The sequence below is a fragment of the Halomonas sp. LES1 genome (assembly GCF_031846005.1).
Taxonomy (GTDB): Bacteria; Pseudomonadota; Gammaproteobacteria; order Pseudomonadales; family Halomonadaceae; genus Halomonas.
In genome coordinates this window covers 142,307-169,222 of the sequence record NZ_JAVRGC010000007.1, presented here as the reverse complement: position 1 = coordinate 169,222, position 26,916 = coordinate 142,307, and the positions used below count along the sequence as shown (strand labels likewise).

Annotated in this window: 23 protein-coding genes and 1 pseudogene; 13 read left to right on the top strand and 11 right to left on the bottom strand. The window is 65.1% G+C overall.

The window, feature by feature from the left end:
* The first annotated feature begins 1,048 nt into the window (after positions 1 to 1,048).
* Positions 1,049 to 1,507, top strand: coding sequence for a DUF302 domain-containing protein (locus tag RM463_RS14690; RefSeq protein ID WP_195688111.1), 459 nt, complete (start codon positions 1,049 to 1,051; stop codon positions 1,505 to 1,507).
* A gap of 30 nt (positions 1,508 to 1,537) precedes the next feature.
* Here the strand turns inward: RM463_RS14690 and RM463_RS14685 are convergent, their stop codons facing one another.
* Both RM463_RS14685 and RM463_RS14680 read right to left on the bottom strand, forming a co-directional pair.
* A complete protein-coding gene (locus RM463_RS14685; RefSeq protein ID WP_267491297.1) occupies positions 1,538 to 1,735 on the bottom strand; it encodes a zf-HC2 domain-containing protein in 198 nt (65 codons plus the stop codon).
* Between the two features lie 2 nt (positions 1,736 to 1,737).
* Entirely contained in the window at positions 1,738 to 2,352 is a 615-nt protein-coding gene (locus RM463_RS14680; protein WP_195688109.1) for a sigma-70 family RNA polymerase sigma factor, read from the bottom strand.
* A gap of 214 nt (positions 2,353 to 2,566) precedes the next feature.
* On the opposite strand from RM463_RS14680, the gene RM463_RS14675 reads away from it, so the two are divergent.
* Entirely contained in the window at positions 2,567 to 3,340 is a 774-nt protein-coding gene (locus RM463_RS14675; protein WP_195688108.1) for a YiiX/YebB-like N1pC/P60 family cysteine hydrolase, read from the top strand.
* Here RM463_RS14675 and RM463_RS14670 read toward each other — a convergent pair.
* Both RM463_RS14670 and RM463_RS14665 read right to left on the bottom strand, forming a co-directional pair.
* On the bottom strand, positions 3,292 to 3,957 hold the full coding sequence (locus RM463_RS14670) for a TIGR04282 family arsenosugar biosynthesis glycosyltransferase (protein WP_195688107.1): 666 nt from the start codon (positions 3,955 to 3,957) through the stop codon (positions 3,292 to 3,294). The two genes, RM463_RS14675 and RM463_RS14670, sit on opposite strands and share 49 nt — an antisense overlap.
* Positions 3,947 to 4,645, bottom strand: a complete 699-nt coding sequence (locus RM463_RS14665; protein WP_311430421.1) for a TIGR04283 family arsenosugar biosynthesis glycosyltransferase — start codon at positions 4,643 to 4,645, stop codon at positions 3,947 to 3,949. The genes RM463_RS14670 and RM463_RS14665 overlap by 11 nt, the downstream gene beginning before the upstream one ends.
* 112 nt (positions 4,646 to 4,757) lie before the next feature.
* Here RM463_RS14665 and RM463_RS14660 point away from each other — a divergent pair, with 112 nt between their 5' ends.
* Both RM463_RS14660 and RM463_RS14655 read left to right on the top strand, forming a co-directional pair.
* Entirely contained in the window at positions 4,758 to 6,956 is a 2,199-nt protein-coding gene (locus tag RM463_RS14660; protein ID WP_311430420.1) for an FAD-dependent oxidoreductase, read from the top strand.
* On the top strand, positions 6,949 to 7,788 hold the full coding sequence (locus RM463_RS14655) for a sterol desaturase family protein (protein ID WP_311430419.1): 840 nt from the start codon (positions 6,949 to 6,951) through the stop codon (positions 7,786 to 7,788). Before RM463_RS14660 ends, RM463_RS14655 begins: the two co-directional genes overlap by 8 nt.
* Here RM463_RS14655 and RM463_RS14650 read toward each other — a convergent pair.
* The 5 genes and pseudogenes from RM463_RS14650 to RM463_RS14630 all read right to left on the bottom strand — a co-directional run bounded on the left by RM463_RS14650 (position 7,775) and on the right by RM463_RS14630 (position 12,546).
* On the bottom strand, positions 7,775 to 8,407 hold the full coding sequence (locus RM463_RS14650) for an ATP-binding cassette domain-containing protein (protein WP_311430418.1): 633 nt from the start codon (positions 8,405 to 8,407) through the stop codon (positions 7,775 to 7,777). The genes RM463_RS14655 and RM463_RS14650 overlap by 14 nt on opposite strands.
* Complete coding sequence (locus RM463_RS14645; protein ID WP_311430417.1) at positions 8,404 to 10,122, bottom strand: ABC transporter permease subunit; 1,719 nt, start codon at positions 10,120 to 10,122, stop codon at positions 8,404 to 8,406. Before RM463_RS14645 ends, RM463_RS14650 begins: the two co-directional genes overlap by 4 nt.
* 37 nt (positions 10,123 to 10,159) lie before the next feature.
* Positions 10,160 to 11,296 (bottom strand): annotated as a pseudogene (locus RM463_RS14640) (ABC transporter substrate-binding protein); the annotation flags it as partial.
* A 12-nt stretch (positions 11,297 to 11,308) separates the two neighbouring features.
* A complete protein-coding gene (locus RM463_RS14635; RefSeq protein WP_311430416.1) occupies positions 11,309 to 11,440 on the bottom strand; it encodes a hypothetical protein in 132 nt (43 codons plus the stop codon).
* 2 nt (positions 11,441 to 11,442) lie between these two features.
* Entirely contained in the window at positions 11,443 to 12,546 is a 1,104-nt protein-coding gene (locus RM463_RS14630) for a phosphotransferase (RefSeq protein WP_311430415.1), read from the bottom strand.
* A 217-nt stretch (positions 12,547 to 12,763) separates the two neighbouring features.
* On the opposite strand from RM463_RS14630, the gene RM463_RS14625 reads away from it, so the two are divergent.
* Positions 12,764 to 13,453, top strand: a complete 690-nt coding sequence (locus RM463_RS14625) for a hypothetical protein (protein WP_311430414.1) — start codon at positions 12,764 to 12,766, stop codon at positions 13,451 to 13,453.
* A gap of 89 nt (positions 13,454 to 13,542) precedes the next feature.
* Here the strand turns inward: RM463_RS14625 and RM463_RS14620 are convergent, their stop codons facing one another.
* Positions 13,543 to 15,576: a diguanylate cyclase gene (locus RM463_RS14620; RefSeq protein ID WP_311430413.1), complete on the bottom strand. Its 2,034-nt coding sequence runs from the start codon at positions 15,574 to 15,576 to the stop codon at positions 13,543 to 13,545.
* Between the two features lie 256 nt (positions 15,577 to 15,832).
* On the opposite strand from RM463_RS14620, the gene RM463_RS14615 reads away from it, so the two are divergent.
* The 7 genes from RM463_RS14615 to RM463_RS14585 all read left to right on the top strand — a co-directional run bounded on the left by RM463_RS14615 (position 15,833) and on the right by RM463_RS14585 (position 24,212).
* On the top strand, positions 15,833 to 17,338 hold the full coding sequence (locus RM463_RS14615) for a nodulation protein NfeD (protein ID WP_311430412.1): 1,506 nt from the start codon (positions 15,833 to 15,835) through the stop codon (positions 17,336 to 17,338).
* Between the two features lie 58 nt (positions 17,339 to 17,396).
* The gene (locus tag RM463_RS14610; RefSeq protein WP_311430411.1) at positions 17,397 to 18,203 is read left to right on the top strand and encodes a slipin family protein; all 807 of its coding nucleotides are present in this window, start codon (positions 17,397 to 17,399) and stop codon (positions 18,201 to 18,203) included.
* A 108-nt stretch (positions 18,204 to 18,311) separates the two neighbouring features.
* Positions 18,312 to 19,190 carry a DMT family transporter gene (locus tag RM463_RS14605; RefSeq protein ID WP_311430433.1) on the top strand — a complete coding sequence of 293 codons (879 nt, stop codon included), beginning with the start codon at positions 18,312 to 18,314 and terminating at the stop codon, positions 19,188 to 19,190.
* Between the two features lie 215 nt (positions 19,191 to 19,405).
* Positions 19,406 to 20,893, top strand: a complete 1,488-nt coding sequence (locus tag RM463_RS14600; RefSeq protein ID WP_195688095.1) for a SulP family inorganic anion transporter — start codon at positions 19,406 to 19,408, stop codon at positions 20,891 to 20,893.
* Between the two features lie 73 nt (positions 20,894 to 20,966).
* A complete protein-coding gene (locus tag RM463_RS14595; protein ID WP_195688094.1) occupies positions 20,967 to 21,821 on the top strand; it encodes a universal stress protein in 855 nt (284 codons plus the stop codon).
* A 197-nt stretch (positions 21,822 to 22,018) separates the two neighbouring features.
* Entirely contained in the window at positions 22,019 to 22,393 is a 375-nt protein-coding gene (locus RM463_RS14590) for a RidA family protein (RefSeq protein WP_195688093.1), read from the top strand.
* 220 nt (positions 22,394 to 22,613) lie between these two features.
* Positions 22,614 to 24,212, top strand: coding sequence for a solute:sodium symporter family transporter (locus RM463_RS14585; protein ID WP_311430410.1), 1,599 nt, complete (start codon positions 22,614 to 22,616; stop codon positions 24,210 to 24,212).
* A 96-nt stretch (positions 24,213 to 24,308) separates the two neighbouring features.
* On the opposite strand, the gene RM463_RS14580 is transcribed toward RM463_RS14585, so the two are convergent.
* Positions 24,309 to 25,169 (bottom strand): MurR/RpiR family transcriptional regulator, encoded by an 861-nt coding sequence (locus RM463_RS14580; protein WP_195688091.1) that lies wholly within the window; start codon positions 25,167 to 25,169, stop codon positions 24,309 to 24,311.
* Between the two features lie 228 nt (positions 25,170 to 25,397).
* Here RM463_RS14580 and zwf point away from each other — a divergent pair, with 228 nt between their 5' ends.
* Positions 25,398 to 26,891, top strand: a complete 1,494-nt coding sequence (gene zwf / locus RM463_RS14575; RefSeq protein WP_311430409.1) for a glucose-6-phosphate dehydrogenase — start codon at positions 25,398 to 25,400, stop codon at positions 26,889 to 26,891.
* Positions 26,892 to 26,916: the final 25 nt, after the last annotated feature.

The window sequence follows — 26,916 nt, the reverse complement described above, 5'->3', positions numbered from 1 at the left end:
TAGACAAGGAAAAGTCGGCGAAAAGACGGACCGGGCTCGCGCACGAGTTTACGGAGGGTAAGTGAGCGCTTTGATTCGATTGTTAACGCCGTATAGCCGAGCGCAGAAAGATTTCGGGCAGAGCCTAAGGACAAACCAAAGATCGGCGTTACACTGCCCAATACGTTACCTATTTCGAGCATGGCTCTGGAATGGCTGAAGTGTCATCTTGTTGCATGGCCGCGTGATTATGCTAACTGACAGACGATAAACAACAGGCCCGGAGTAGTAGCGCACGGATCACAGTAGGGCCAGAAAAGCACTCCATCTCGTTTCATCAGAATGAACGCTGCCAAAAAGGCCACATGAGGTGGTCGTCGATGGTCACACGGACATACCCCACCCCGCACCAGGCGTACTCTGCTGATGGTCGCCCGTTACATGATCTCCTGGTCGCTTCAAGCGGTCCAGCATCTTGATGCCCAGATGCAGGAGGAGCCTGAGGCATCATGCTCATATTATCAGGTCTCCCCGGTGGCAAGGCAGCCAGCCGGTTCAGGCCGTTCGATCAGAGCCCTCGTGAGTGAGGCAGGGTAATTAGTTTCGATTTTCTGGTGTAAGGAAAGTGGTAGCCATAGGGACAAAGTGGCAAGACCCGAGCGAAGGTCTTGGTAGTGCCAGAAAACATGAGGTGTTGTTATGAATATTCGATCTGCAGTTATTGCCATGATAGCTCTTATGCTTAGTGCCGGACCCCTAATGGCGATGGATTCCGAGTATCTTGAGAAGCGCCGCAAGTCTTTGTATGAGGATAGTGCCGGGTCGGTCTCTCAGGACGAAGGTTTTGGGGGAAGGAGCGTTGAAAGAGATATCAGCCAGAGTGGAAGAGAACAGCCCAGAGGAGCAAGTAACGAGAAGGGAGTTACACAGGACCACTTGCGCTACTGGTGGCTATAGTCAACCAGCCCCCTGAAAAGCCCCGAACCTGAAGGATCAGGCTCGGGGCTTTTCAGGGGGGCTGTTCTTGGCCATCCTGATAGGGAACTCAACAAAAGAGAGAGCCGGTATCATGAGAAAGTGTCTGATCGGGGCGGCAATGACCATGCTCGTGGCCATGCCGGTGATAGTGCAGGCGCAAGAGCATGGGGTGATGCACCTGCAGTCGAGTGATGGTATCGAGAGTGTCGAGCAGCGGCTTCGTGGCGCCCTCGAGGAGAAGGGGCTGACGCTGATGACGGTTGTCGACCACGCCGCCAACGCGGAAGGAGTTGGGCTCACGCTGCCCGCAACCCGTACCTTTATCTTCGGCAACCCGAAGGTGGGAACGCCGATGATGCAGTGTCGGGGAAGCATGGCGCTGGATCTGCCCCAGAAGATCGTGGTCCGTGAAGTCGACGAGGGCGTCAGGCTGGAGTGGAACTCGCCTCTCTATCTGGCCGAGCGTCACTCCCTGGAGGAGTGTGATCTGCCGCTGGACAAGGTCGCCGGTGTACTGGAAAGCGTGGCAAGCGCTGCCGCCGACCGGTGACATCAATGGAGTGGGGCTCCGACGGACGCGTCAGCGCCCGTCGTCTTCGTGATCCACCCGATGGTCAGAGCCGTATCGCCTGCAGGCCTCTCGAAGCAGCGTAAACTGCCTGTCACACTGCCTGCAGGCACCGCACATTGACAGGTGAAACCGTAGTGAAACCCTTTCCTGAAGGGTCAGGTTGCGTTCATGCTTGAGTGACATCAGCCGTGTGGCCTCTTTGCACATCATCATGATGTTTCTCCTTCCAACCAGCCTTTCTCGATGCATTGGCGTAGACGAAGGCGCGCACGGTGCAGAATCACCCAGCAATTGTTTTCCCGAATCTCGAGCAGCCGGCAGATCTCCTCGGTAGAGAGTCCCATCAGTTCGCGCAGCGAGAAGACCCGGGCAGTATTCTCCGGCAGTGCGATCATGCAGGCGTCGAACACCTTCCAGAAGTGCTGGCTTTCGACGACGGCGTCAGGATCTCCCCAGCTTGCCGGGCGAGAACGGGCTTCCCAGCGTCCGTTTTTTCGAAACTGTCGATCGATGACCTCATCACTCTCCTCGTCATCGAGAGGCTGGAGCCGCCCCTGGCGCTTCTGGTAGCGCATGATATCGAGAATCTTGTACTTCAATATTCCAAACACCCAGGTGTCATAGCCGGAACGACCCGCGAAGGTGGCATCCTTCTCGATAGCCGCCATCAGGGCTTCCTGAACGGCATCCTCTGCCATTGCACTGTCGCGTAGATGCATCCTGGCGAAAGCGACCAGTTTGGGTCTGATCGATGAAAGATGCTCCAGGCGTGTCGATCGCTGATTGGCAAGCCTGTCACCCTCGCTCGCGGCCGGGTCTTCCATAAGGGTTGTCTCCAATATCTTGGGGGGACAGGCGCAGGAACTTCTGATGCACCCCTTTCGTCGCCTGACTCTCATCGGTGGCACTGTGCTTGCTGCTTGAGTTCAGGGTTGCAAGCCTCCTTCACGGTGAGTGTAAGCCGATGCTGTCTCCAGCGACAAAAAACAAGCGCACTGGACGATACTGATCCATAGGGACACGTGTGGAGGGGTGGGGATGAAAGCCCTGGAGAGCTGTGGCTATCGCATTAGTTGCTGGCTGTCGAGGCCCAGGCCATGGCACCGGCCCGAGTCGGTGACGGTTGGCGAGGTGTGGTGCTGTCTGCTTCCCGGTGACGTCCTGCTGGTCGAAGGATCATCACGCTTGAGCACTGTCATCAAGTACCTGACCCAGTCGTCCTGGTCACATGCGGCGTTGTTTGTCGGATCCGAGGCGGCGATAGGGGCCGGGGGCGCGCCCGGCTCCGCATTCGTCGAGGCGGACCTGGCCGAGGGGGTCCGTCTGGTCGGTTACGATGAGTTCAGTGGGTACCCCTTGCGGATCTGTCGCCCCGTTGGCCTCGCCGATAACGACATCCAGCAATTGATAGAGCATGCTACCCATCGCGTCGGCCAACGCTATGATCTGCGCAATATCTTCGACCTGGCACGCTACCTGATGCCGCTCCCTCCGGTTCCGGTTCCCTGGCGGCGTGGAATGCTGGCACTGGGTAGTGGCGACCCGACCCGTGCAATCTGCTCGACGCTGCTTGCCGAAGCGTTCCAGTTTATCAACTACCCCATTCTTCCCATCGAGGAGTGGCTGAGAGATGAGCAGCGCTGCGCCGAATGTCGCCGCCGGATCTTTCGCCGCCGACACTTCAGCCTGTTTACGCCTCGCGACTTCGACCTGTCGCCCTATTTTCAGATCATCAAGCCGGGTCTTGGTTCAGGGTTCGACCCTCATCGGCTGCGCTGGGCGTCATCCGAAGGAGAAGGGGAGGTGGTGTAACGGCTGCGGGAAGCGTGTCGCCAGCGCCTCAGGTCCTCGGGGCGGTCGACGTCCCACACGGTGGCCGGGCAGGCCAGGCGCCAGCCCAGGGCATCCAGGCGTTGGCGGGTCTGGGCCATGACGCGCCCGCTGCCCCAGTCGATATCGGTGAAGAGGCTGGGGTGGGCCTCGTGGAGGCCGAGCAGTGCATAGCCGCCATCCTCTGCCGGCAGGCAGGCGGCGTCGTGATCGGCCAAGGCCTCGGCACAGGCGCTCAGCAGCTCGGGCGTCAGTGTCGGGCAGTCACTGCCGATAACCATCGCCGGACCCGGCGTCAGCGCGAATCGCATGCGCTCGCCCAGGTCACCCTCGGGCTGCGCATGCCGGGCGACGCCATGTTTCGTCGCCAGCTCGAGAAACAGCGGGTGCTCATGCTCGAGGGCCGTACACAGCGTGATCCGCTTCGCCGGCAGGGCCGCACAGGCCACGGCCAGGGTGTGGCGAAGCAGGCTCGCATGAACACGGGCGGCCTCTTCGGCACCGCAGCCCGGAATGAGGCGTGTCTTGACGCTTCCGGGAATCGGGGCCTTGGCCAGGATGGCGAGCCTGACCCTGCCGGCGACCCCTTCAGCGCACATGTCGGTACTCCCTGGCCAGTGTCTCGGGTGGTGCTCCCCGCCAGTATCGCCAGCGCAGTCGCCACATCAGCCAGATGGTACGCCAGGGGCCCTGGCTGTCCCAGCGGCGACCGGAGCTGGTCACCCGCGAGCGCAGGCAGGCCGGGGGAGAGAGTCGCCCGAGGCGACGACTGATGGCGATATCTTCCATCAGTGGCTGGTCGGGGAAGCCCCCTACGGCATCGAAGGCGGCGCGCGTCATGAACAGCGCCTGGTCGCCGGTCGCGATGCCGGTCAGTCGCGAGCGCAGGTTCATGGCGCGAGCCACCACCGGCAGCAGTCGGCTATCACCCTCCAGTCGGATATCGAATCTTCCCCAGCAGCGTTCCCGGGAGAGTGCCTGGTCGATATGGCTATCGGCATTGTCGGGCAGGTGAGTGTCCGCATGCAGAAAGAGCAGCGCCTCGCCACGGGCCACCTCTGCCCCGCGGTTCATCTGTCGTGCCCGCCCGCAGGGTGCTTTAATCAGCCTTTCGCAGTGAGGTCGGGCCAGTTCAGGGGTACCATCCCGGCTGCCGCCATCGACCACGATCACCTCCGTGCCACCTTGGCGCAGGGGAGCAAGCCTGCCCAGGGTGGTCGTGATCGTTGCGGCTTCATTCAACACGGGAATGATCAGGCTCAGCGGTGGGTTGGGCATCGTCTCCATGGCCATCATGGGATTGAAGCGTAAGGATACCGTACCACCGACGACTCAGATTCACGCTTTCATTTCTCGCCTTTTCTTTATCTTCTTGTCCTTTCAGGCCCGAGGAGGCCCGATGAGCTCACATCGACTGCTGTTACTCCTGCTGATTGCCGCCCTGGTGGTGGCCTTCTTTCTGTCCGGTGCCAATGATTACCTGACCCTGGAGGTGCTGCAGGCCGAGCAGGCGCGCTTTCATGCCTGGCTGTCGCGAGAGCCGGTGACGGTGATCGGTGGCTTCTTCCTTCTCTATGTCGCGATGGCGGCGCTCTCCCTGCCGGGGGCGGCCCTGATGACGGTGCTCAGCGGCACCCTGTTCGGTCTGGGCGGGGGGCTGCTGCTGGTCTCCTTTGCCAGCACCATCGGGGCGACCCTGGCGGCCCTGATCGCGCGCACCCTGTTGCGCGGGCCACTGGAGCGGCGCTATGCCCGCCAGCTGGAGCGCATCAATGCCGGTATTCGACGCGAGGGTGCCCTCTATCTCTTTACCCTGCGCCTGATTCCGCTGTTCCCGTTCTTCGTGATCAATCTGGTGGTGGGCCTGACGCGCATGCGGCTGTCCACCTTCTACTGGGTCAGTCAACTGGGCATGCTGCCGGGCACCGTGGTGTTCGTGAATGCCGGCAGTGAGCTGGCCGACCTGGAGTCACTGGGCGATATCCTGTCACCCTCGCTGCTGCTCTCCTTCGTGTTGATTGGCCTCTTTCCCTGGCTCGCCAGGGGCGTGGTGGCGGTGGTTCGGCGCCGGGCCCTGGCCCGTCGCTACCGGCGCCCCGGGAGGTTCGACCGCGATATCGTGGTGATCGGCGCGGGTGCGGCGGGACTGGTGGCCAGTTACATCGGCGCTGCCGTGCGCGCTCGAGTGACCCTGGTGGAGCGGGAGCGCATGGGAGGCGACTGCCTCAATACCGGCTGCGTGCCCTCCAAGGCACTGATTCGCGCGGCACGCTCGGTCCGGGAGATTAGACGGGCGGGTCGCTATGGCGTCCGGGTAGCGGAACCCAGGGTAGATTTCGCGGCGGTGATGGCCCATGTACACGGCGCCATCGAGAGCATCGAGCCCCACGACAGCCCCGAGCGCTATCGTGGCCTGGGCGTGGACGTCCTCGAGGGCGATGCGCGACTGACGAGCCCCTGGGAGGTCAGGGTGGCGACGCCCGAAGGGGAGCGTACCCTGACCACGCGGCAGGTGATCATCGCCAGTGGTGCGCGACCGCGGGTGCCTGAGCTGCCCGGCATCGAGGCGGTGAAGGTGCTCACGTCCGACAACCTGTGGCAGCTCGATACGCTGCCCGAGCGCCTGGTGGTGCTTGGGGGTGGCCCGATCGGCTGTGAGCTGGGGCAGAGTCTCGCCATGCTGGGCAGCCGGGTGACCCTGGTGGAGTCTGCCGAACAGCTCCTTCCCCGCGAGGATGCCGAGGTGGCCAGGGAGCTCGAGGTCGCCATGGAAGAGGAGGGGGTGCAGCTGCTGCTGGGCCATCGGGCGCTGCGGGTCGTCGCCGACGTCGAGGGGCATGTACTGGAGGTGGCCGACGCCGATGACAGCCATACGCGCCTGCCTCTGACCCATCTGCTGGTGGCCGTGGGCCGCGAAGCCAATGTGACCGGCATGGGGCTCGAGGCGCTGGGCGTCGAGACCCGGCAGAACGGTACCCTGGAAGTGGACGAGACGCTGCGCAGCGTGCTGCCCAATGTCTGGGCCTGTGGCGATGTGGTGGGGCCCTACCAGCTGACGCATGCCGGTGCCCATCAGGCTTGGCACGCCACCGTCAATGCCCTGTTCGGGGAGGTCAAGCGCTTCCGGGTCAGTTACCAGGCGCTGCCGGCTGTCACCTTTACCACGCCGGAGATCGCGCGCGTCGGGCTCAATGAACGCGAGGCTCGAGAGAAGGGTGTCGATGTCGAGGTAACCCGCTATTCGCTGGCTGAGCTGGATCGCGCCCTGGCCGAAGATGAGGCCCGGGGCTTCGTCAAGGTGCTGACTCGCCCGGGGAGTGACCGCATCCTGGGGGCTAGCATTGTCGGTGCCGAGGCTGGTGAGATGCTGGCGACCTTCACCCTGGCGATGACCCGCGGGATCGGCCTCAATCGCCTGCTCTCCACCATCCACCCCTACCCCACCCGCAGTGAGGCGGTGAAGGCCGCCGCCGGGGTGTGGAAGAATGCCCATAAACCGGAGCGCCTGCTGGGGTGGCTGGCGCGCTACTTTGCCTGGCGGCGCGGTGAGCGCGAGCCGTCCAGGGATAGCTGCAACAAGGAGTCGCCTTATGCCTGAGGGGCTGCTGCAACATGAGCCCTGGTTGCAGTTGGTGGCCTTCGCCGGTGTGCTGCTGGCGATGGCCGGCTGGGAGCTTGTGGCCTCGCGTCGCCCGCAGCGGGTGCCCAGGCGGCGTCGCTGGCCCGCCAACCTGATGATCGTGGTGGTCGACACCCTGGCGCTGCGCCTGGTATTTCCGCTGGCGGCGGTGGGTGTGGCGCTGGCCATCGCGCCCCATGGCTGGGGGATGATGCCCTGGCTGGGGGTGCCCTGGTGGCTGTCGGTGCCGCTCTGTGTGCTGGCCCTGGATGTCGTCATCTATTTCCAGCACCGCCTCTTCCACGCCGTACCCTGGCTGTGGCGGCTGCACCGAATGCACCACGCCGATCTGGAGATCGATGTCACCACGGGGCTACGCTTTCATCCACTGGAGATCCTGCTCTCGATGCTGCTCAAGGTCGTGGTGGTGCTGGCGCTGGGGGCGCCGGCGGTGGCGGTGCTGTTCTTCGAGGTGATCCTCAACGCCAGCTCGCTGTTCAACCACGCCAATGCGCGTCTCTCGTCACGGCTCGACCGCTGGCTACGCTGCCTGGTGGTGACGCCCGACATGCACCGGGTTCACCACTCCTGGCGTCAGCATGAGACCGACAGCAACTTCGGCTTCAACCTCTCCTGGTGGGATCGCCTGTTCGGCACCTATCGTGCGCAGCCCGAGGAGGGGCACCTGGGCATGACAATCGGTCTCAAGGTCTTCCGGGACCCCCGCGAACTGCGCCTGGGTCAGATGCTTACCCAACCCTTCCGCCGACCGGTGCCACAGCCGGAGGGCAAGCCGATCAGCCGAGAGTGATCACCGGCCCGCCGGCGTCCTCGGCATCCTCGTGGTCGTGGGTCACCAGCAGGCTGGGCAGGCCGGCATGCCGCAGCCGGTCGAAGACCAGGCGGCGCACCTCGTGACGCAGCGGGCGGTCGAGCCGGGAGAAGGGTTCATCGAGCAGCACCGCGGCCGGCTCGGAGAGCAGCAGGCGTAGCAGCGCGATGCGTGTCTGTTGACCACCGGAGAGGGTCGCCGGGTCGCGGGGGCCGAAGCCGGCGAGGCCCACCTCAGCCAGTGCCTGCTCGATGCGAGCGGCCCTCTCCTTGACTCGTCGAGGCATGCCGAAACGCAGGTTGCCGGCTACCGAGAGGTGAGGAAAGAGCAGCGGGTCCTGGAACAGCAGGCCGATGCCGCGGGCCTCGGCGGGCAGGGACGTGATATCGCGCCCGCGCAGCCATACCCGCCCCCGGGCCTCGAAGGCGGGATCGAGGAAGCCGGCGATCATGGCCAGCAGGGTCGACTTGCCGGCGCCCGAGGGGCCCATCACGGTCAACACCTCCCCGGGGCCGATGACGGCATCGAGCTCTACCAGTGTCCGCCCCCCCAGGGCGAGCCGAATCTCTTCCAGAACCAGGGGGTGTGATGTCTTCATGGCGCTCCTCGCATGCCACGACGGTTTGACCACAGCAGCCGGGGCAGGCCCATGGCGATGATGAAACCCAGCAGCGGCAGGCTGGCCTGAACCAGCGCCCAGACGCCGATCACGCGGCGGTTGCCGCCGCTGGCCAGGGATACCGCCTCGGTGGTGACGGTGGCAATGCGCCCGGCCCCCAGCAGCAGGGTGGGCAGATACTGACCGATGCTGATCGCCATGCCCACCGCGGCGGCGGTCAGCAGCGGTGCCAGCAGCATGGGCAGGCGTACCCGCCAGAAGGCCCCGTTGCGGGAGTGGCTCAGGGTCAGGGCGAGCCGCGTCCAGCGCGGGTCGAAGCGGCGGTAGCTCTCGGCCATCGACAGGAAGACATAGGGCAGCACGAACAGCAGGTGCGCAAAGATCACCAGGGGCAGTCGGGCGCGGATGCCCTGGGTCTCCAGCAGCACCACCAGGCCAAACAGGAAGGCGATCTGCGGCACGATCAGCGGCAGATAGAGCAGATTCATGGCGGTGATCCGCCGGCCTGGTGCAGGGAGCGGCCCGTTCACGCCAGGGCGCCGACCGCCACGCTGCTCGTTCTCCAGTACCGCCAGGGTCAGCAGCATGGCGAGCAGGGTGGCGCTTGCCGCGATGGTCAGGGTGGTGGTCACGGGGCCTCCCAGCAAGGGAAGCGCGGTCTGCCAGTGTCCCAGGGTCAGTGTGGTCGGCAGGGCATCGGGAAAGCGCCAGAAGCCGGCGACGGAGTAGAGGGCCAGGCCACCGAGCCCCAGCCCGGCGGTGAGCGTGGTAATGACCAGAGCGCCGCGACCGGTGAGGCGCAGCCAGCGCTCGCCGCCGCGTCGTTGGCCGTTCACCACCCAGCCTCGGCCCAGCCGCCTTGCCAGGCACTCCAGCCCCCACCAGATGAGCAGGGCCGTGAGCGTGACCCCCAGTTGAAGCACGGCGCCGGCCGAGGCCAGGAAGCGTTTTTCCAGGTCGGGGTCGTGGAACCACTCGAGAATCGAGACGGCCAGTGTCGGTGGCAGCGTCGGCCCCAGGATCATCGCGACATCCACTACCGAGCTGGCGAAGGCGATCACCGCGTAGACCGGCAGGCGAATCAGCGGGTAGAGCGCCGGGGCCACCGTCTTGAGCCAGGCGATGATGGGTCGATAGCCCAGCGAGCGGGCCAGGGCCACCCGCCGCGGGGCGTCGAGCTGGGGGAGAGCCGCCAGGCTCATCAGCAGCAGGAAGGGAAGCTCCTTGATGATCAGGCCGGCCATCAGGCTGAGGCCCCAGGAATCCTGGACGATCAGCAGGTCCGGCGGCCGCTCCCAGCCGGTCGCCCCCGGGGAGAGCAGCCGCGCCATCAGCCCCGAGGGGGCGATCAAGAAGGCCAGGCCGAAGGCCGCCGCGGCGTGGGGCAGCGCCAGCAGCGGCGACACCGCACGGCGCAGCCAGCGGTCGAGTCGGGTGTCGGCGGCCGCGGCCAGGAACAGCAGCACCACGGCCAGTGATACGGCGGTGGCGATCAGGCCGCTGGCCAGGCTGATACTCACCGAGCGTGCCAGCCCCAGCTGGTCCAGCAGCTCGCGCCAGGGGGCCAGGCTGAACGTCTCGCCGCCCAGAGCGGGCAGATAGCCGAAGGCCGGTAACACCACCATCGCCACGCCGGCCAGTATGGGGCCGACCAGCAGAGTGAACACCACCGTCGGCATCAGGCGCAGCCACATGGCGTCCGCTGCCTCCCGTCATCCTGCATGCGTTGCCTCACTGGGCGATGTAACGTGCTTGCCACGCTTCCTGTAGGGCCGTCATCCAGCTGGGATGGGGCTCGGGCAGGGTCTTCGCCAGGGCCTCGGGGGCGAGCATGGCGGGACTGTCCGCCTCGATGGCAAACAGCCGGCGAGTGGCGTCGTCCAGATGGGCCACGTCGAGCACCGTACGGTCGCCCCAGACGGCGAGGTCCTGCTTGTGGGCCTGGGCCTCGGGGGAGAGCAGGAAGTCGGCAAGCACCAGGGCACCCGCCTTGTGCGGCGAGTTGAAGGGAATCGCCACGAAGTGGACGTTCCCCAGGGTGCCGTCGTCGAACACGTAGCTGCGGGTGCTGGCGGGCAGCTCGAAGTCGGCCACCGCGGCGGCCGGCTCGGAGGGGTAGAAGGTGAAGGCCAGGGAGAGTTCGCCGGCCCCCATCAGGCTGCGCAGTTCCGGCCCCGAGTTGGGGAACTGTCGCCCGCCACGCCACAGGTGCGGGTGCAGGGCATCCAGGTAGTCCCACAGCGGGGCGGTAATCGTGGCGAAATCGCTGGCTTCTACCGGCGCATAGAGTGCCTGGCGCTCGTCGGCCAGGGCGATCAGCGCCTGCTTGAGGAAGGTGCTGCCGGTGAAGTCGGGAATGCGCGGGTAGCTGAAGCGTCCGGGATTGGCACGGGCCCAGTCGAGCAGCGCCTCGATGCTGCCGGGGGGATTCTCCACCTCCTGGCTGTCCCCGCGGAGCTCGTCGCTATCCCCGCGAAGCTCATGGCTGTCATAGTAGAAGGTGATCTGCGCCTTGCCCCAGGGGGACTCGAAGCCCTCGGTGTGTAGGGTGAAGTCGGTGATCACCTCGGGGTTGTCGGCGGGGCGCGTCAGGGCGAAGTTGGGCAGCGCCTCGGCGAAGGGGCCATACAGCAGCTCGTGTTCGCGCATGGCGGCGAAGTTCTCGCCGTTGAGCCAGACCAGATCGATGCTGCCATCGTCCAGGTTGTTCGCCGCCTTCTCCGCGACGACCCGTGAAACCGCGGTGCTGGTGTCATCCAGCTTGACGTGCACGACCTCGACGCCGTGGGCCTCGGCCATCCGCTTGGCGACCCAGGCGATATAGCCATTGGTGCGCGTGTCGCCGCCCCAGGCGTTCCAGTAGACCGTCTGGCCGCGAGCCTACTCGCGCACGGCCTGCCAGTCATCGAGATCGGGGCTGGCCGCCAGCGGTGAGGCCGACGCCAGGCCGAGCAGGCCGAGAGAGACACAGGCCAGTGCGGTGGCCAGGCGGGCGGGGCGGTATCGGAGCATGGTCAGGCATCCTGTTCCAGAGCGTTCGAAAGGGCAGTGGCCAGCGCGTCGAACTCGCGCCGGACATGGTCGATGACGGCGGGGGAGAGATAGTGGTCGACCCTGTCGCGCACATGGGCGATCAGCGCGTCATCGCTGAGCTCGGCAGACCAGTCTTCACCGCGGGCCCCGGCGTCTCGGGTGCGATCATGACTGGCACGCCACTTGGCGCACCAGGTCAGCGACCATAGCCACATGGCGCGGCGGCAGGCGAGCAGGGTGTCGAGCTCGCCGATGCCGGTACGGTTCATCCAGCGGTGGTGGAAGTCGGTCAGTTCGCCGATGCCGAGCACGGCATGGCTGTTGGGGTCCCAGGTGGTGGAGGTATAGAGGCTCGCGTGGGCCAGGTCGAAGCCGGGGAGCCCGTAGCGGCACTTTTCCAGGTCGACCAGCACGGCGCGACCCTCGGCATCGATCAGGAAGTTGCCCGGGTGCGCATCGAAGCTGATCAGCCGGGGTCTCGACGCCTCGCCGCGCTCGAGTTCACTCGGCAGGGAGCCCAGCTCCTCTCGCACCTTCGTCACCACCTCGGCAGACAGTCCAGCCTGGTCGAGGAACTCGGCCTGGGTCGTCACCTCTTCGCGCATGGCGGCCCAGGGGTCGGCTGGTGCCAGCAGCGGGGCACGTGCTTCGTCGGGCGGCAACGGCAGCCCATGCAGGGCGGCGAGTGCCTCGGCGATCGCCGGCAGGTCGTCGGGCAGTCGAGCCGGCCGCCCGTGTACGGCATCCACCAGCAGGCCGCCTCGAGGCAGCGTTGTCGATGGGGTGAGCACGCCCTGCAGGGATGGTGTGTGACCCGAGGCGCCGGCGCGTTCGAAACAGGTGGCCTGATAGTCCAGATTGGCGCCTGCCGCAAGGCCCAGCTGGCTCTGCTTGGGGAGTCGTGCCACCCAGTCGTCCCCGTCACGGACGAGCCAGAAGTGGTGATGGGCCAGCCCGGTATCAGCCATCGGTCGCAGCTCACGTATCGCCTCCCGATAGCCCTGCCTGACCAGCGCCTCGGCCAGGCGTTCTCTCTGTGCGCCCCGTGTCTCGGTGGGTCTCGCTTCGCTCGTGGTCCCTGTCATGGGCCTCCTCGCTGGAATGATATCGATCTGTCAGAAGTGTCGTGGCGAAGCAGAGATCCTTACAGCCTTTAGCCGTAAGGTTCGCCGGGTTGGCTCCTACCAAGACGTATCGCCTCAGGGTGGCGGTCCCCATGGCGTCGAACGTCATCGGGAGAGTATCAATATCCCTTGTCCCTGTGGGCAATGACCCTGTGGGCAACCATCGAGGAGAAGCACCATGTCACACGATAACGACAAGAGACACCGGCTGCTGGGTCGCCTGAGTCGGCAGCTGGCCTGCACGGCCCCCGTGCTGGTGCTGGCGGCGGGGGGCGTCTCACTGCAAGTCACCATGGAGGATGAGAGCGGCGACTCTGGTCCGGGCACTCTCTCACTGTTCCTCTCCAGCGCCCATGCCGAGGCGCAGGGTGAGGCAGAGGGCGAGGCCCAAGCGGAAGGCGAGGCAGAGGGCGAAGCTGAAGGAGAGGCCGAAGGCGAAGCAGAGGCAGAAGGTGAAGCCGAAGAGGTTAAAGCCGATAGCAGTGAGGCCGTTAAACGCCCCGACGGCTATACGCCGGCATACAGCGAGGATGGCGCCAACGATGCCGGCCTGCTGGCTCAGGGTGAGGCGCTCTACCACGACAGCTCGCTGAGCAGCAATGGTCTGGCCTGTGCCAGTTGTCATGGCAGCGACGGCGAGGATACCGGTTATCAGGCTACCTTCGAGCAGCCCTTCCCCCATCGGGTGGCCATGGCCGATAGCCGGTTCGGCATGCCCGAGGTTCACGCCGATGAGATGGTGCAGGTCTGCATGATCGCCCCCATGGAGGCCGAGCCGCTGGCCTGGGGGAGCGACGCGTTGACCTCGCTGTCGGCCTATATGGTCGAGGTGCAGCGCCGCTTCGCCGGCGAGTCTCACGATCTGTGATCTCCTCCGCTGGCGGCTCTCTCCCGCCTGAGGGCAGCCGGCCGGGTCTCGGGCCCAACCCCTGAGCTGCGCCCGAGGCCCGGTACCGGCTAGCCGGTAACGGAGCGTGGTTTGTCCTCGTCGATAACGACGCGATTGCGACCGCCCTGCTTGGCGCGATAGCTGGCGGCATCGGCCCGGGCGAGCATGGCATCGATCTCCCTGTCGCCCGGTTGAAAGCAGGAAATGCCGATACTGGCGGTGACCTGCCAGCGATGCTCCTGGTGTTCGATCGCGAGGGAGGCGACGCGCTCCCGCAACACCTCGGCGAGGGTCTGAGCCTGGTCGAGGCTGCAGCCCGTCAGCAGTACGGCGAATTCGTCGCCGCCCTGGCGTGCCGCATGATCGCTGCTGCGTGCCACGCCCCGAATCGTTTCGGCGATCCGTTGCAGCATGCGGTCTCCCAGGGCGTGGCCGCCCTGGTCATTGATCGGCTTGAAGTGATCGAGATCGAAGAGCAGTACCGCCGTCTGATCACCGGTCTTCTGCCACTCCACCAGAGCCTCTTCCAGCCGGCGTGTCAGGCCGCGTCGATTGAGCAGTCCGGTCAGCGGGTCGTGTTCCGCCTCCCAGCGACGGAGCGCGTCATCGTGACGATGCTGGGTAATATCGCGAACGGTTCCGACGACGCCGATAAACTCCCCCTCCACATGTATCGCGCTTGTGTGAATATCCAGCCAGCGCTGCTTGCCCTCGTGATCCACGAAGCGGAACTGGCGCATGAAGCCCTGCTGCCTTGCAAGACTCTGTCGCCAGGCCTCCCGCACCGGGACGCGCTCCTCGGGATGGATGCGATGGGCCCAGGACTCGAGTGTCTGCGATACGGAAGTGCCGAGGGTCTTGTTGAGCGCCTCGTTGAGGAAGGTCAGCCGACCCCGGGGGTCGGTAACGAACATGCCCTGAGGTGATGCCGCCAGCGTGGCATTGAGCAGGGCCTTGCGACGAGTGAGATCATGCAGGTTGGCTCTCCGGGCCTGGGTGGTCTGGTTGATGACATCGATGACCCGACGCAGCTCCGGCATCCGGGTGGGAATCTCGAGCAGGTGGCGCTGTCCGTCGCGAAGCTCACGCGCCTGCCTGGCCAGCCGGGTCAGCGGGCGCAGGGCCAGCCAGATCAGAAGACCGAGCACCGGCAGTACCAGTCCCAGAGCCCACCAGGCCAGCTGCGTGATCCGTCGCATGCCGGCAACCAGCGGCGCCTCGGCCTGAGCATTGGGAAGATGCACGCCGACGATCCAGTCCGCCGGCCAGACCTGACGGTAAGCCACCAGCGCAGGCTCCCCGCTGGTGGTGGGCTCCTCGGCCTCCCCCTGCCAGCCGTAGAGGGCCCGGTCGAGGGCCGGGGGGAGGGTGTCGGGCAACTCGACGACAGCCTGGCGCTGCTCGGGGTGATAGAGGCGCTGGCCGGCTGCGGTAGTGATGGTGACATGCCCGCGTTCGCCGAGGCGCAGGTGCTCGAACCCCTTGAAGAGCCGGCTCTGGTCGATATTGACCACGCCGCCCAGAAAGCCGGTGTAGCGCCCCTCGGCGTCATGCAGCGGCACCAGCATCATTACCAGGGGGTCGCCGGTGAGTCGGCTCACGAAGGGGGCACTGACATGGGGCTGCTGGAAGGCGTGCATGAAGCGCGCATAGTCCCGGTCGGGAAAGCGGGCCCCCACTATGCCACTGCGGGTAGGCCAGGCGTCCACGATGCGGCTATCGAGATCGAAACGTACCAGGCCTTCGAACAGTGGGGTCAGGGCGTCTAGCTGCCGAGTGCCGAGGGCGTCACCGATCGGCTCGGAGAGGTGCTGGGCGAGACGCTCCAGCACCTGCAGGCGTGCGTTGACCTGATACGTGATGGAGTTGCGTATCAGCTCGGCTTCATAGCGCAGGTGTTGATGGTTGGTCTTGTCCACCAGCAGGTGTCCCGCCTGCCAGCCATAGGTTAGCAGCGTGATACAGAGCACCGCCCACAGTAGCCCTGCACCGGCCAGCAGGCGGCCGCGCAGCGTCAGCAGGGGGAGTGTCAGGGGGCGGCTCAGAATGCCGAGGAGTCGACTCCCGAACCCTCGGCCGCCTCCTTCGGAGCTGGTGGTCATAAGCGAACATGTTGCCAGCGTGCGGGGACGAGCACCAGTCACCGCACTGATTTGGCTGTTGAAATCCAGGGCGAAGCTGTTGCAGGAGGCGTCTTTGACAAGGTTGGCGTTGCAGGACGAATGGAGGCGACGGCAGGGTGCCGACTTCAACCGTATGGGACATACAGGGAGGCGGCCTGCTATGCTGAATATTACAAGATGTTAATCATTCCAGTGTGGCGCCTCCCAGGGTCTAGGTGCCGCTCAGGAGAGTTCCATGAAGCCGTTGCGTACCGCGTCTCCCAGGCATGTGGCAATGCTGTTCAGTCTCGTCTGCCTGGCCCTGGGGCTGTTGCTGCTGCTTGGGCAGGCCGCGGTGCAGGCACAGCAGGGTGAGCGCAACACGCTGGTGATGCGGGTGGAGGGGGCCATTGGGCCGGCCACCAGCGACTACTTTCAGCGCGGCCTGATGCGTGCCGCCGAGGCCGATGCCGAGCTGGTCGTGGTGGAGATGGATACCCCTGGCGGCCTCGACGCCGCCATGCGCGACATGATCCGCGCCATGCTCACCTCCGAGGTGCCGGTGGCCTTCTATGTCACCCCGGCGGGGGCCCGGGCGGCCAGCGCCGGTACCTATCTGCTCTATGCCAGTCACGTCGCCGCCATGGCGCCGGCCACTCATCTCGGCTCGGCGACGCCGGTGCAATTAGGCGGGGGAGGCGGGCTACCGGGCCTGGGTGAGCCTGAACCCGAAACCGAACCCGAACCCGAATCCGAATCGAACGGCTCCGCCGACGCCGAGGGGCGCGACGACGATTCGACTGAGGCCACGCCGGACGAGGGCGAGTCGATGCCAGACGAGGCCGCACAGGAGGCGCCGGCCAAGCGCCGCGGCGAGACGGCGATGGAGCGCAAGGTGCTGGAGGATGCCGTCGCCTATATCCGCTCACTGGCCGAACGCCATGGCCGCAATGCCGACTGGGCCGAGCAGGCGGTGCGCGAGGCGGTCAATCTTACCGCCCGGGAGGCGCTCGAGCAGAATGTCATCGAGGTGGTGGCCAGTGATCTGGACGACCTGCTCGCCCAGCTCGACGGTCGCACGGTGGTGATGGATGACGGGGAGCGCACCCTTGCCACCGCGGAGCTCACCGTCGAACGCTTCGATCCCGATTGGCGCACCGAGCTGCTGGCGGTGATCACCAATCCCAACGTCGCCTACTTCCTGATGATCATCGGCTTCTACGGGCTGATCTTCGAGCTTTCCAATCCGGGCAGTCTGGTGCCGGGCACCATCGGCATCATCTGCCTGCTGCTGGCGCTGTTTGCCTTCCAGGTGCTGCCGGTCAACTACGCCGGCCTGGCGCTGATCCTGGTGGGTCTGGGGCTGATCGTGGGCGAGGCGCTGATGCCCAGTTTCGGCATTCTCGGCATCGGCGGCATCGTCGCCTTCGTGATCGGATCGGTGATACTGATGGACGCGGATACCCTGAACATCTCGCTGCCGATGATCGGTGGCATCGCGCTGCTTGCGGCGGGCCTGATGCTGTGGGTCGTGACCCGTTTCATCGGCCTGCGGCGACGCCCACCGCGCACCGGCCATGAGGAGCTGGTCGGCAGCGAGGCGCTGGTCCTCGAGGACTTCACCGACCAGGGCCACGTACGCCTGATGGGCGAGCGCTGGCGGGCGCGCAGTCCCACGCCGCTCGCCCGCGGGCAGTCGGTACGCGTCACCGCGGTCGACGGCCTGACCCTGGAGGTCGAACCGCTGGCCTCATCGTCCTGAGGCTTGTCCGGCACGGTCGATGATCCGCATCGTCCGGCCCAACCAAGGAGCCGACACCATGCTGCTTTCCTACCTCGTCCCGGTCGTCCTGCTGATCATGCTGCTGGCGGCCTCGATTCGTATCCTGCCCGAGTACAAGCGCGGGGTGGTGTTCTTCCTCGGCCGCTTCCAGTCGGTCAAGGGGCCGGGGCTGATCATCATCATTCCCGCCATCCAGAAGATGCAGGTGGTCGATCTACGGGTGGTCACCATGGATGTGCCCGAGCAGGATGTGATCTCCCAGGACAACGTCACCGTCAAGGTCAACGCCGTGCTCTATTTCCGTGTGGTGGACCCCGAGAAGGCGATCATCCAGGTCGAGAACTTCACCCTCGCCACCAGCCAGCTGGCCCAGACCACCCTGCGCTCGGTGCTCGGCAAGCACGACCTCGACGAGATGCTCTCCGAGCGCGACAAGCTCAACGATGATATTCAGGAGATCATCGACACCTCTGCCGAAGGCTGGGGCATCAAGGTGGCCAATGTGGAGATCAAGCATGTCGATCTCGACGAGAGCATGATCCGTGCCATTGCCCGCCAGGCCGAGGCCGAGCGGGAGCGTCGCGCCAAGGTGATCCACGCCGAGGGCGAGCTGCAGGCCTCGCGCAAGCTGGTGCAGGCCGCCAATGTCATGGCCGAGAACTCGGCGGCGCTCCAGCTGCGCTACCTGCAGACCATGAGCGACATGAGCAACAAGAATGCCTCCACCATCGTCTTCCCGCTGCCCATGGATATCATGGAGGCCTTCAAGCATATGCGGGCGTCAGCGGCGGCTCGGGAGGGCACCTCCGGTCCGGCGCCCGACGACAACGGCGATTCGGCCTGATCCACCCCGTGCCACGGCCAGCTGGTCGTGGCATGCTGTGGCGCCCGGCTTGTCCATGAGGTTGCCTTGACACTCTCCCATCTGAACCGCCGCCAGCAGGGGCTGTTGATGACCGGTGGCGGGGTACTGTTGATTTCCCCCGATGCGCTGCTGATCAAGCTGATCGGCCTGCCGGACGCCGAGATCCTGGTGTGGCGGGGGCTGCTTACCGCCCTCGGCTTTCTCGCCATTGTGCTCGCCCGCCACGGACGGGGGGCGGCGGCGGCCTATCGTCGCTGTGGCTGGACCGGCATCGGTGTGGCACTGCTGTTCAGCCTCTCCACCTTCGGTTTCGTGCTGGGCAACCAGTATACCCGTGCCGGCAATGTGCTGATGATCCTCGCCGGAGCCCCCCTGATCGCCGCACTGCTCTCCCGCGTCTTTCTCCACGAGCGCCTGCCGCGGCGCACCTGGCTGGCTATCCTGGCCTGCCTGGTGGGCATCGCGCTGATCGCCCTGGACGACGCGGGTGTCGGTTCCTGGCGCGGCAACGCCTTTGCACTGCTTGCCGCCACGGCGATGGCGGCCAACTTCACCCTCTGTCGCACGCGCCAGGATGTCGACATGAGCCCCATGCTGACCCTGGCGGGAGGGATCGTGGCGGCCGTTGCCGGGCTCTATGGTCTGATGGGGGCGGGCATCGCCTTGCCGCACGGCACCACCCTGGCGTGGCTGCTGGTGCTCTGCCTGGGACTGCTGCCGCTGGGCTTCACCCTGCTTCAGCGTGGCCCGCTCTACCTGCCCGCCGCCGAGGTGGGGCTGCTGATGCTGCTCGAGGTCGTGGTCGGCACGCTCTGGGTATGGTGGCTGCTCGGGGAGCGCCCGTCGCTGGCGGCGTTTGCCGGTGGTGCCCTGGTACTCGGCAGCCTGCTGCTCAAGGGACTGGTCGATCGACGGGTCGAGCGGCGCCAGCGCGCTCGGGGTGCAGTGCAACATGAGCTCTGCTAGAATCCGCGCCCTGTCTCACGCAAGCACTGGACCTTACGCAAGCATCGAACCTTCGTCCGATGATGCTCCTGAGTGACTCGATGCGTCTGGCAGGGCTGGTCGCGTCGTCCTGCCACACTCCCTTCTCCCTGCGTGATACATGGGCGCCCCGGCGTCAATCCGGCACGTCCCCCGATGCCTCATGGCCTTCCAATCACTCCTGACTGGACCGCAGCATGTACGAAAAGATGAAACGGAGCTGGTTCTCCAACCTCAAGGGCGACACCCTGGCGGGAATCGTCGTGGCTCTGGCGCTGATCCCCGAGGCGATCGCCTTCTCCATCATCGCAGGCGTCGATCCCAAGGTGGGCCTCTACGCCTCCTTCTCCATGGCGGTGATCATCGCCTTCGCCGGCGGCCGGCCGGGCATGATCTCGGCGGCCACCGGCGCCATGGCGCTGCTGATGGTCACCCTGGTCAAGGAGCATGGCCTGCAGTACCTGTTGGCCGCCACCCTGCTCACCGGGGTCTTCCAGATCATTGCCGGCTACCTGCGCCTGGCCGATCTGATGCGTTTCGTGTCGCGCTCGGTGGTGACCGGCTTCGTCAATGCCCTGGCGATCCTGATCTTCATGGCCCAGCTGCCGGAGCTCACCGATGTGACCTGGCACGTTTATGCCATGACGGCGGCGGGGCTGGCGATCATCTACGGCTTCCCCTACCTGCCAAGGGTGGGCAAGCTGCTGCCCTCGCCGCTGGTGTGCATCCTGGTTCTCACCGCGGTCTATCTGCTCACCGGCATGGAGATTCGCACCGTCGGCGACATGGGCGAGCTGCCCGATACCCTGCCGGTCTTCCTGTGGCCCGAGGTGCCGCTGAATCTCGAGACGCTGATGATCATCCTGCCGTACTCGATCATGCTCACCGTGGTGGGTCTGCTGGAGTCGATGATGACCGCCACCATCGTCGACGACCTGACCGATACGCCCAGCGACAAGAACCGTGAGTGCAAGGGGCAGGGCCTGGCCAATATCGGCACCGGCCTCATCGGGGGCATGGCGGGTTGCGCGATGATTGGCCAGTCGGTGATCAACATCAAGTCGGGAGGGCGGACGCGTCTCTCCGCCCTGATCGCCGGCGTCGTGCTGCTGCTGATGGTGGTATTCCTCGCCGACTGGGTGTCGCAGATTCCCATGGCCGCCCTGGTCGCGGTGATGATCATGGTCTCCATCGGTACCTTCAGCTGGAGCTCCATCCGGGATCTCAGGAAGCACCCCATGAGCACCAACGTGGTCATGCTGGCCACGGTGGCCGTGACCGTGGGGACCCACAACCTGGCGATCGGTGTCTTCGTCGGCGTGCTGCTCGCCGCCATGAACTTCGCCAACAAGGTGGGCAATATCCTCTACGTTGGCGCCGAGACGCCGGAAGAGGGGCACCGGGTCTACAAGGTGGTGGGTCAGGTGTTCTTCGCCTCCTCCGAGCGCTTCGGCAACGCCTTCGACTTCAAGGAGACCGTGGAGAAGGTCACCATCGATCTGTCACGCGCCCACTTCTGGGACATTACCGCCGTTCAGGCGCTGGACCGCATCGTGATCAAGTTCCGGCGCGAAGGCACCGAGGTGGAGCTGGTCGGCCTCAACGAGGCGAGTGCCACCATCGTCGACCGTTATGCGGTGCATGATGACCCCGAGGCCGTCGAGAAGCTGATGGGCGGTCATTGACCCGTCGGCCGGATGATGTAGAACGATGGTGTACTAACGTAATGGATACCCACGCCAGCTTCAGGACAAGACGATGACAGAACAGGTGATGGCCGCCATCGACGGCTCGAAGTTCTCCGAAGGAGTGTGTGACTACGGCGCCTGGGCGAGCCAGGCGCTGAATGCCCCGCTGACCTTCCTGCATGTGAACGACAACCACCCCCAGACCGCCGAGACGGACCTGTCCGGCAACCTCGGTCTGGGGGCCCGGGAGCATCTGCTCGAGGAGCTGGCCCAGCTGGAGGAGAAGCGCGCCAAGGTGGCTCAGGAGCAGGGGCGGCTGATGCTCAAGGCCGCCAGGGAGCGTGCCGTCGAGGGTGGTGTGAGCGATCCCGGCATTCGCCAGCGCAACGGTACCCTGGTGGAGACCCTGGAGGAGCTGCAGGAGGAGATTCGTCTGCTGGTGGTGGGCAAGCGCGGCGAGACCGCCCATCAGGACAGCGGGCACCTGGGCTCCAATCTGGAGCGGGTGGTGCGCAGCCTGCACCGGCCCATTCTGATGGTGCCGGATACCTTCCGTCGCCCCGAGAAGGTGCTGCTCGCCTTCGATGGCAGCAAGACCACCCGCAAGGGCGTCGAGATGTTGGCCCGGAGCCCGCTGTTCGACGGCGTGCCGGTCCATGTGATGATCGTCGGCGCCGAGACAGGTGACAACCGCTCACAGCTCGAGTGGGCCCTGAAGACCCTGGGCGATGCCGGGCACGAGGCCGAGGGTGCCATCCGCGCCGGCGAGGTGGAGGCGACCCTGCGCGCCTATCAGGAGGAGCAGGAGATCGACCTGCTGGTGATGGGGGCCTATGGTCACTCGCGTATCCGTCACCTGCTGGTGGGCAGCACCACCACCGCCATGCTGCGTAATGCCCGAGGGCCGGTGCTGCTGCTGCGCTGATCCTTTCGCAATCGTCCTGTCACCATGACGCCCCGGGGCCGGTTCGGCTCGGGGCGTCGTCGTTTCCGGCTGCTGGCTCTTGAGGCCCTGAAGCCTACTACCATGATGAGGGATTTCGGCGTGTCCGGCATCGACGCTGTCGGGCGCAGCGGTGATAATTGGTCTCCACCTTTCATGCAACGGCGAGGAGAAACACGATGACGATCAATCGCTACGACACCAAGGCACGCATGAGTCGTGCCGTCATCCACAACGGCATCGCCTATCTGTGCGGCCAGGTAGCCGGCCCCGAGGCACGCCATGGCGACATCACCGCACAGACCGAGAGCATGCTGGCCCGTGTGGATGCACTGCTCAAGGAGGTGGGCAGCGATCGCGAGAGCCTGCTGACGGCCACCATCTATCTCAAGGATGGCCATGACTTCGCTGCCATGAACGCGGTGTGGGACGCCTGGGTTCCCGACGGCCATGCCCCGGCACGTACCTGCGTCTGTGCGCCGATGCCGGCCGATGAGCTCAAGGTGGAGATCACCGTTACCGCCGCCGTGGCCTCGATCGACTACAGCTACTGACGGTCCTGGCGCCCGGGTGTCGCCCCTGGCGGGGCGCGCTCCGGCGCGGAGTGATAGCACCTCCCTGCTCGGTAAGATTAACAAAGCTATCGTGCTCTTTTTGACCAAAGTCGAATATTGACGGAGGGATATCCGGCTAGAATGGCGTGGCAATTCTTAATGTCAGACATTCCGGCCGGCTGTGGTCGGGCCCCGACACCGACAGAAGAGAGGCTCCCCCATGCATGCCCTCACCCTGGCGTCCTTCCTGTTCTTCACGGGACTGGTCGCCTTCATCACCTGGCGCATCACGCGCCGTGACGATCACTCAAGCACCAAGGGTTACTTCCTTGCCGGCCGCACCCTGACCTTTCCGCTGATTGCGGGGTCGCTGCTGATGACCAACCTTTCCACCGAGCAGATGGTGGGGCTCAACGGCGCCGCCTTTACCGACGGCCTCAGCGTGATGGCCTGGGAGGTGGTGGCCGTCATCGCACTGGTGGCGCTGGCCCTGTTCTTTCTGCCTCGCTTCCTGAGAAGCGGTATCGCGACGCTACCGCAGCTGCTCGAGATCCGCTTCGACCGTGGCACCCAGCTGATCACCAACATCATCTTCCTGATCGCCTATGCGGTGATCCTGCTGCCCATCATCCTCTACTCGGGGGCCATGGGACTGCAGGGCATGCTCGATCTGCAGGGGCTCACCGGTATCCAGTCGCCCACCGTGCTGCTGTGGCTGACCGTCTGGATCGTGGGCATCATTGGCGCCGTCTATGCGCTGTTCGGCGGCCTGCGCACCGTTGCCGTCTCCGACACCCTCAACGGGGTGGGGCTGCTGATCGGTGGCTTCGTGATCGTCTATTTCGGCCTGCAGGCGGTCAGTGACGGCAGCGGCGTGCTGGAGGGGTGGAACACCCTCAAGGCCAGCGATCCGGAGAAGCTCAACTCCATCGGGGGGGCCGAGCAGCAGGTACCCTTCTTTACCCTGTTTACCGGGGTGTTTCTGATCAATGTCTTCTACTGGACGACCAACCAGCAGATCATCCAGCGCACCTTCGCGGCCAAGAACCTCGCGGAGGGCCAGAAGGGTGTGCTGCTGACCGGGTTCTTCAAGCTGCTGGGGCCACTCTATCTGGTGCTGCCGGGGATCATCGCCTATCACCTCTACGCCGATCAGGGAGTGCGCGCAGACGAGGCCTATGGCCAGCTGGTATTCAACGTGCTGCCGCCGTACCTCACGGGCTTCTTCGCCGCAGTGATGGTGGGTGCCATCCTCTCGTCGTTCAACTCGGCACTCAACAGCACGACCACCATCTTCAGCCTGGGGATCTACAAGGGGGTGCTCAACAAGGAGGCCAGCGAGGAGCAGGTGGTCAGGTCGGGCAAGGTGTTCGGCTGGGTCATGGCCGTAGTGACCATGATCATCGCTCCGTTGCTGGCCGGACAGGAGAGCCTGTTCGGCTATCTGCAGAAGATGAATGCCATCTACTTCATCCCCATTCTGGCGGTGGTGCTGGTGGGGCTGCTTACCCGTCGGGTCCCGCCCATGGCAGCCAAGATCGCGCTGATCGGGGGCTGTCTGCTGATCGCCGCCGGCTACTTCGTGCCGCCCTTCGACAAGCTGCCCGTGATCATGCACGAGTTCCACTTCGTGACCCTGGTCTTTGTGCTGCTGGTGGCGATGATGCTGCTGATCGGCAAGCTGCGCCCACGTGACACCGCCTGGGTGCATGAGGATGTTCAGGCGGTGGACCTGACACCCTGGAAGGGAGCCGTGCCCGTGGGGATCGTGCTGGTGGTGCTGGTGGTGGCGATCTACGCGGCCTTCGCCAGCGTGTAGGACGCATGCCAGCAGCCTTCTGCTGACCATCCTCTGATGCCAGAGACAACGCCGCCTCGCCGAAGCTCGGCGGGGCGGCGTTGCGTCGGTGGGGGCTCAGTCGTCGCTGCCGGGGTAGCGGGTATCCTGAAGACTATCCTTGATCTTCTTGAGGTGGCCGAGGAAGTCCTCGCCGCGACGCAGGGTGACCCCGGTGGCCAGCACATCGATCAGGGCCAGCTGGATCATCCTCGAGGTCATGGGCATGTAGTAATCGGTATCCTCGGGGGTCGCGACCTCCAGGGTCTCGCTGCACTCCCGGGCCAGCGGAGAGCTCGGCGCGGTAATGCCCAGCACCACGGCACCGTTCTCGCGTGCCAGCCTGGCGATGTCGACCAGTTCGCGGGTGCGGCCGGTCCATGAGATGACCACCACCACATCCCCGGTATGGCAGGTGGAGGCCACCATGCGCTGCATCAGCACGTCGATATAGGCAGTGACCGGCAGGTTGAAGCGGAAGAACTTGTGCTGGGCATCCTGGGCCACGGCACCCGAGGCGCCCAGGCCGAAGAAGTGGACCTGTTTGGCCTGGATCAGGAAGTCGACCACGCGCTCGATGCGGGTGACGTCGGTCTGGCGACGTGCCGCGTCCAGGGCGGCGATGGTGGCTCCGAAGATCTTCTGGGTGTAGTCGGCGGCGCTGTCGTCGGGCTCCACCGCCTGGCTTACGTAGGGGGTGCCCCTGGCCAGGCTCTGGGCCAGCTTGATCTTGAAGTCCGGATAGCCCTTGGCGTCGAAGCTGCGGCAGAAGCGATTGACGGTGGGTTCGCTGACGGATGCGGCCTGCGCGAGGGTGGCGATGCTCATGCCGGTAGCGGCCGTCGGGTCGGCGAGAATCACGTCGGCGACCTTGCGTTCGGAGCGGTTGAGTTCCTCGAGGCGCTGTCGGATGCGATCGATCAGGTCGTGACGAGCCATGGGGGGGGCGAGCTCTCCGTGCTGGGGCGGCGCGTGGCCGCGAGTTGGCGCGATGGTGGAAAATGTGGTGATTTAACTACATGGTGGTGACTATCCTAGCTTGTCCTTCCGGGGTTAGGCCACATGGTGTGGCCGGCAAGCCATTTTTATTTGTAAAGTTACTATCGGTGCTTGCTTTTCTTGCGTCTTGTGCGTATTTTTTTTGTAAGTTAACGAAAAGGGGTGAGGATGAGCCAACACAACCGAGCCGGGCAAGCGACTGGAGCCGAGATCGATCTGGCGCTGTTCGGCGCTCTCGGCGACCTGGCCCAACGCAAGCTGTTTCCTTCGCTGTTCCACCTGGAGCGTGAAGGGCTGCTGGATCCCGCCACTCGCCTGCTGGGGCTGGCTCGTCAGGAGCATGACCGTGACAGCTTTAGAGCGGTGGTCGAGAAGACGCTGAAGGCCCGCGTCAAGCCGGAGGAGCTTGATCGCAAGGCACTGGAGCGTTTTCTGGCGCGTATCGACTTCCTGCAGCTCGACTTCACCCGCCCCGAGGGTTATGCCGCCATCCATGAATGGCGCCAGGGTGCCGAGCGGCCGATGGTGGTCTATCTCTCGGTGGCCGCCAGGATCTACGGCGATATCTGCCGGCACCTCGAGTCCACCGGCTGCCTCGATGACGAGTCACGCGTGGTGGTCGAGAAGCCGATCGGCTACGACCTGGCCTCTTCTGCCGAGATCAACGACGCCATCGGTGCCGTCTTCCCCGAGTCCCGTATCTATCGCATCGACCACTACCTGGGCAAGGAGACGGTGCAGAACCTGATCGCGCTGCGTTTCGCCAACCCCCTGTTCGGCACCCAGTGGAACCAGAACCATATCTCCCATGTGGAGATCACCGTGGCCGAGCAGGTCGGTATCGAGGGGCGCTGGGGCTACTTCGATGATGCCGGCCAGCTGCGTGACATGGTCCAGAACCACCTGCTGCAGCTGGTCTGCCTGATCGCCATGGATCCACCGGCGAACCTGGATGCCGACGCCATCCGCGACGAGAAGGTCAAGGTGCTCAAGGCACTCAAGCCCTTCACCGACGACATGCTGGGGCGTGACGTGGTGCGCGGCCAGTACATCGCCGGCACCATCGACGGCAAGAGCGTGCCCGGCTACCTGGAGGAGGAGGGCGCCAACACCGAGAGCCACACCGAGTCCTTCGTGGCCATGAAGACCGGTGTGGCCAACTGGCGCTGGGCAGGCGTGCCCTTCTACCTGCGCACCGGCAAGCGCATGCCCGAGAAGCTCTCGCAGATCGTGATCCACTTCCGCCAGCAGCCGCACTATATCTTCGATCCGGATCAGCGCGATCTCGCCGCCAACAAGCTGGTGATCCGCCTGCAGCCCGAGGAGGGCATCGCCCTGGAGGTGCTGACCAAGGACAGCGGCCTGGACAAGGGCATGCGCCTGCGGCGTGGCCCCCTGCACCTGGACTTCAACAGCGCCTTTCCCAAGACGCGTATCCCCGATGCCTATGAGCGACTGCTGCTGGAGGTGATGAAGGGGCAGCAGTATCTCTTCGTGCGTCGCGATGAGGTGGAGTACGCCTGGCGGTGGTGTGACAGCCTGAACGCCGCCTGGAAGGACCGGGACGAGCCGCCTCGCCGCTATCCGGCTGGCTCCTGGGGCCCCGTCGCGTCCATCGCCATGATCACCCAGGATGGCCGCAGCTGGTATGAAGACTATTGAGGCATCCCGGCCGGCCCATTAGGGC

Bases quoted from the DNA above. Each gene is read 5' to 3' on its own strand.
- RM463_RS14650 (WP_311430418.1), bottom strand. From the start codon at position 8,407: ATGAAGACATCACACCCCCTGGTTCTGGAAGAGATTCGGCTCGCCCTG.
- RM463_RS14610 (WP_311430411.1), top strand. From the start codon at position 17,397: ATGCTGCTTTCCTACCTCGTCCCGGTCGTCCTGCTGATCATGCTGCTG.
- RM463_RS14615 (WP_311430412.1), top strand. From the start codon at position 15,833: ATGAAGCCGTTGCGTACCGCGTCTCCCAGGCATGTGGCAATGCTGTTC.
- RM463_RS14635 (WP_311430416.1), bottom strand. From the start codon at position 11,440: ATGCTCCGATACCGCCCCGCCCGCCTGGCCACCGCACTGGCCTGTGTC.
- RM463_RS14660 (WP_311430420.1), top strand. From the start codon at position 4,758: ATGAGCTCACATCGACTGCTGTTACTCCTGCTGATTGCCGCCCTGGTG.
- zwf (WP_311430409.1), top strand. From the start codon at position 25,398: ATGAGCCAACACAACCGAGCCGGGCAAGCGACTGGAGCCGAGATCGAT.
- RM463_RS14670 (WP_195688107.1), bottom strand. From the start codon at position 3,957: ATGTGCGCTGAAGGGGTCGCCGGCAGGGTCAGGCTCGCCATCCTGGCC.
- RM463_RS14580 (WP_195688091.1), bottom strand. From the start codon at position 25,169: ATGGCTCGTCACGACCTGATCGATCGCATCCGACAGCGCCTCGAGGAA.
- RM463_RS14605 (WP_311430433.1), top strand. From the start codon at position 18,312: ATGACCGGTGGCGGGGTACTGTTGATTTCCCCCGATGCGCTGCTGATC.
- RM463_RS14630 (WP_311430415.1), bottom strand. From the start codon at position 12,546: ATGACAGGGACCACGAGCGAAGCGAGACCCACCGAGACACGGGGCGCA.
- RM463_RS14675 (WP_195688108.1), top strand. From the start codon at position 2,567: ATGAAAGCCCTGGAGAGCTGTGGCTATCGCATTAGTTGCTGGCTGTCG.
- RM463_RS14620 (WP_311430413.1), bottom strand. From the start codon at position 15,576: ATGACCACCAGCTCCGAAGGAGGCGGCCGAGGGTTCGGGAGTCGACTC.
- RM463_RS14690 (WP_195688111.1), top strand. From the start codon at position 1,049: ATGAGAAAGTGTCTGATCGGGGCGGCAATGACCATGCTCGTGGCCATG.
- RM463_RS14665 (WP_311430421.1), bottom strand. From the start codon at position 4,645: ATGGAGACGATGCCCAACCCACCGCTGAGCCTGATCATTCCCGTGTTG.
- RM463_RS14645 (WP_311430417.1), bottom strand. From the start codon at position 10,122: ATGTGGCTGCGCCTGATGCCGACGGTGGTGTTCACTCTGCTGGTCGGC.
- RM463_RS14625 (WP_311430414.1), top strand. From the start codon at position 12,764: ATGTCACACGATAACGACAAGAGACACCGGCTGCTGGGTCGCCTGAGT.
- RM463_RS14685 (WP_267491297.1), bottom strand. From the start codon at position 1,735: ATGTGCAAAGAGGCCACACGGCTGATGTCACTCAAGCATGAACGCAAC.
- RM463_RS14600 (WP_195688095.1), top strand. From the start codon at position 19,406: ATGTACGAAAAGATGAAACGGAGCTGGTTCTCCAACCTCAAGGGCGAC.
- RM463_RS14585 (WP_311430410.1), top strand. From the start codon at position 22,614: ATGCATGCCCTCACCCTGGCGTCCTTCCTGTTCTTCACGGGACTGGTC.
- RM463_RS14680 (WP_195688109.1), bottom strand. From the start codon at position 2,352: ATGGAAGACCCGGCCGCGAGCGAGGGTGACAGGCTTGCCAATCAGCGA.
- RM463_RS14590 (WP_195688093.1), top strand. From the start codon at position 22,019: ATGACGATCAATCGCTACGACACCAAGGCACGCATGAGTCGTGCCGTC.
- RM463_RS14595 (WP_195688094.1), top strand. From the start codon at position 20,967: ATGACAGAACAGGTGATGGCCGCCATCGACGGCTCGAAGTTCTCCGAA.
- RM463_RS14655 (WP_311430419.1), top strand. From the start codon at position 6,949: ATGCCTGAGGGGCTGCTGCAACATGAGCCCTGGTTGCAGTTGGTGGCC.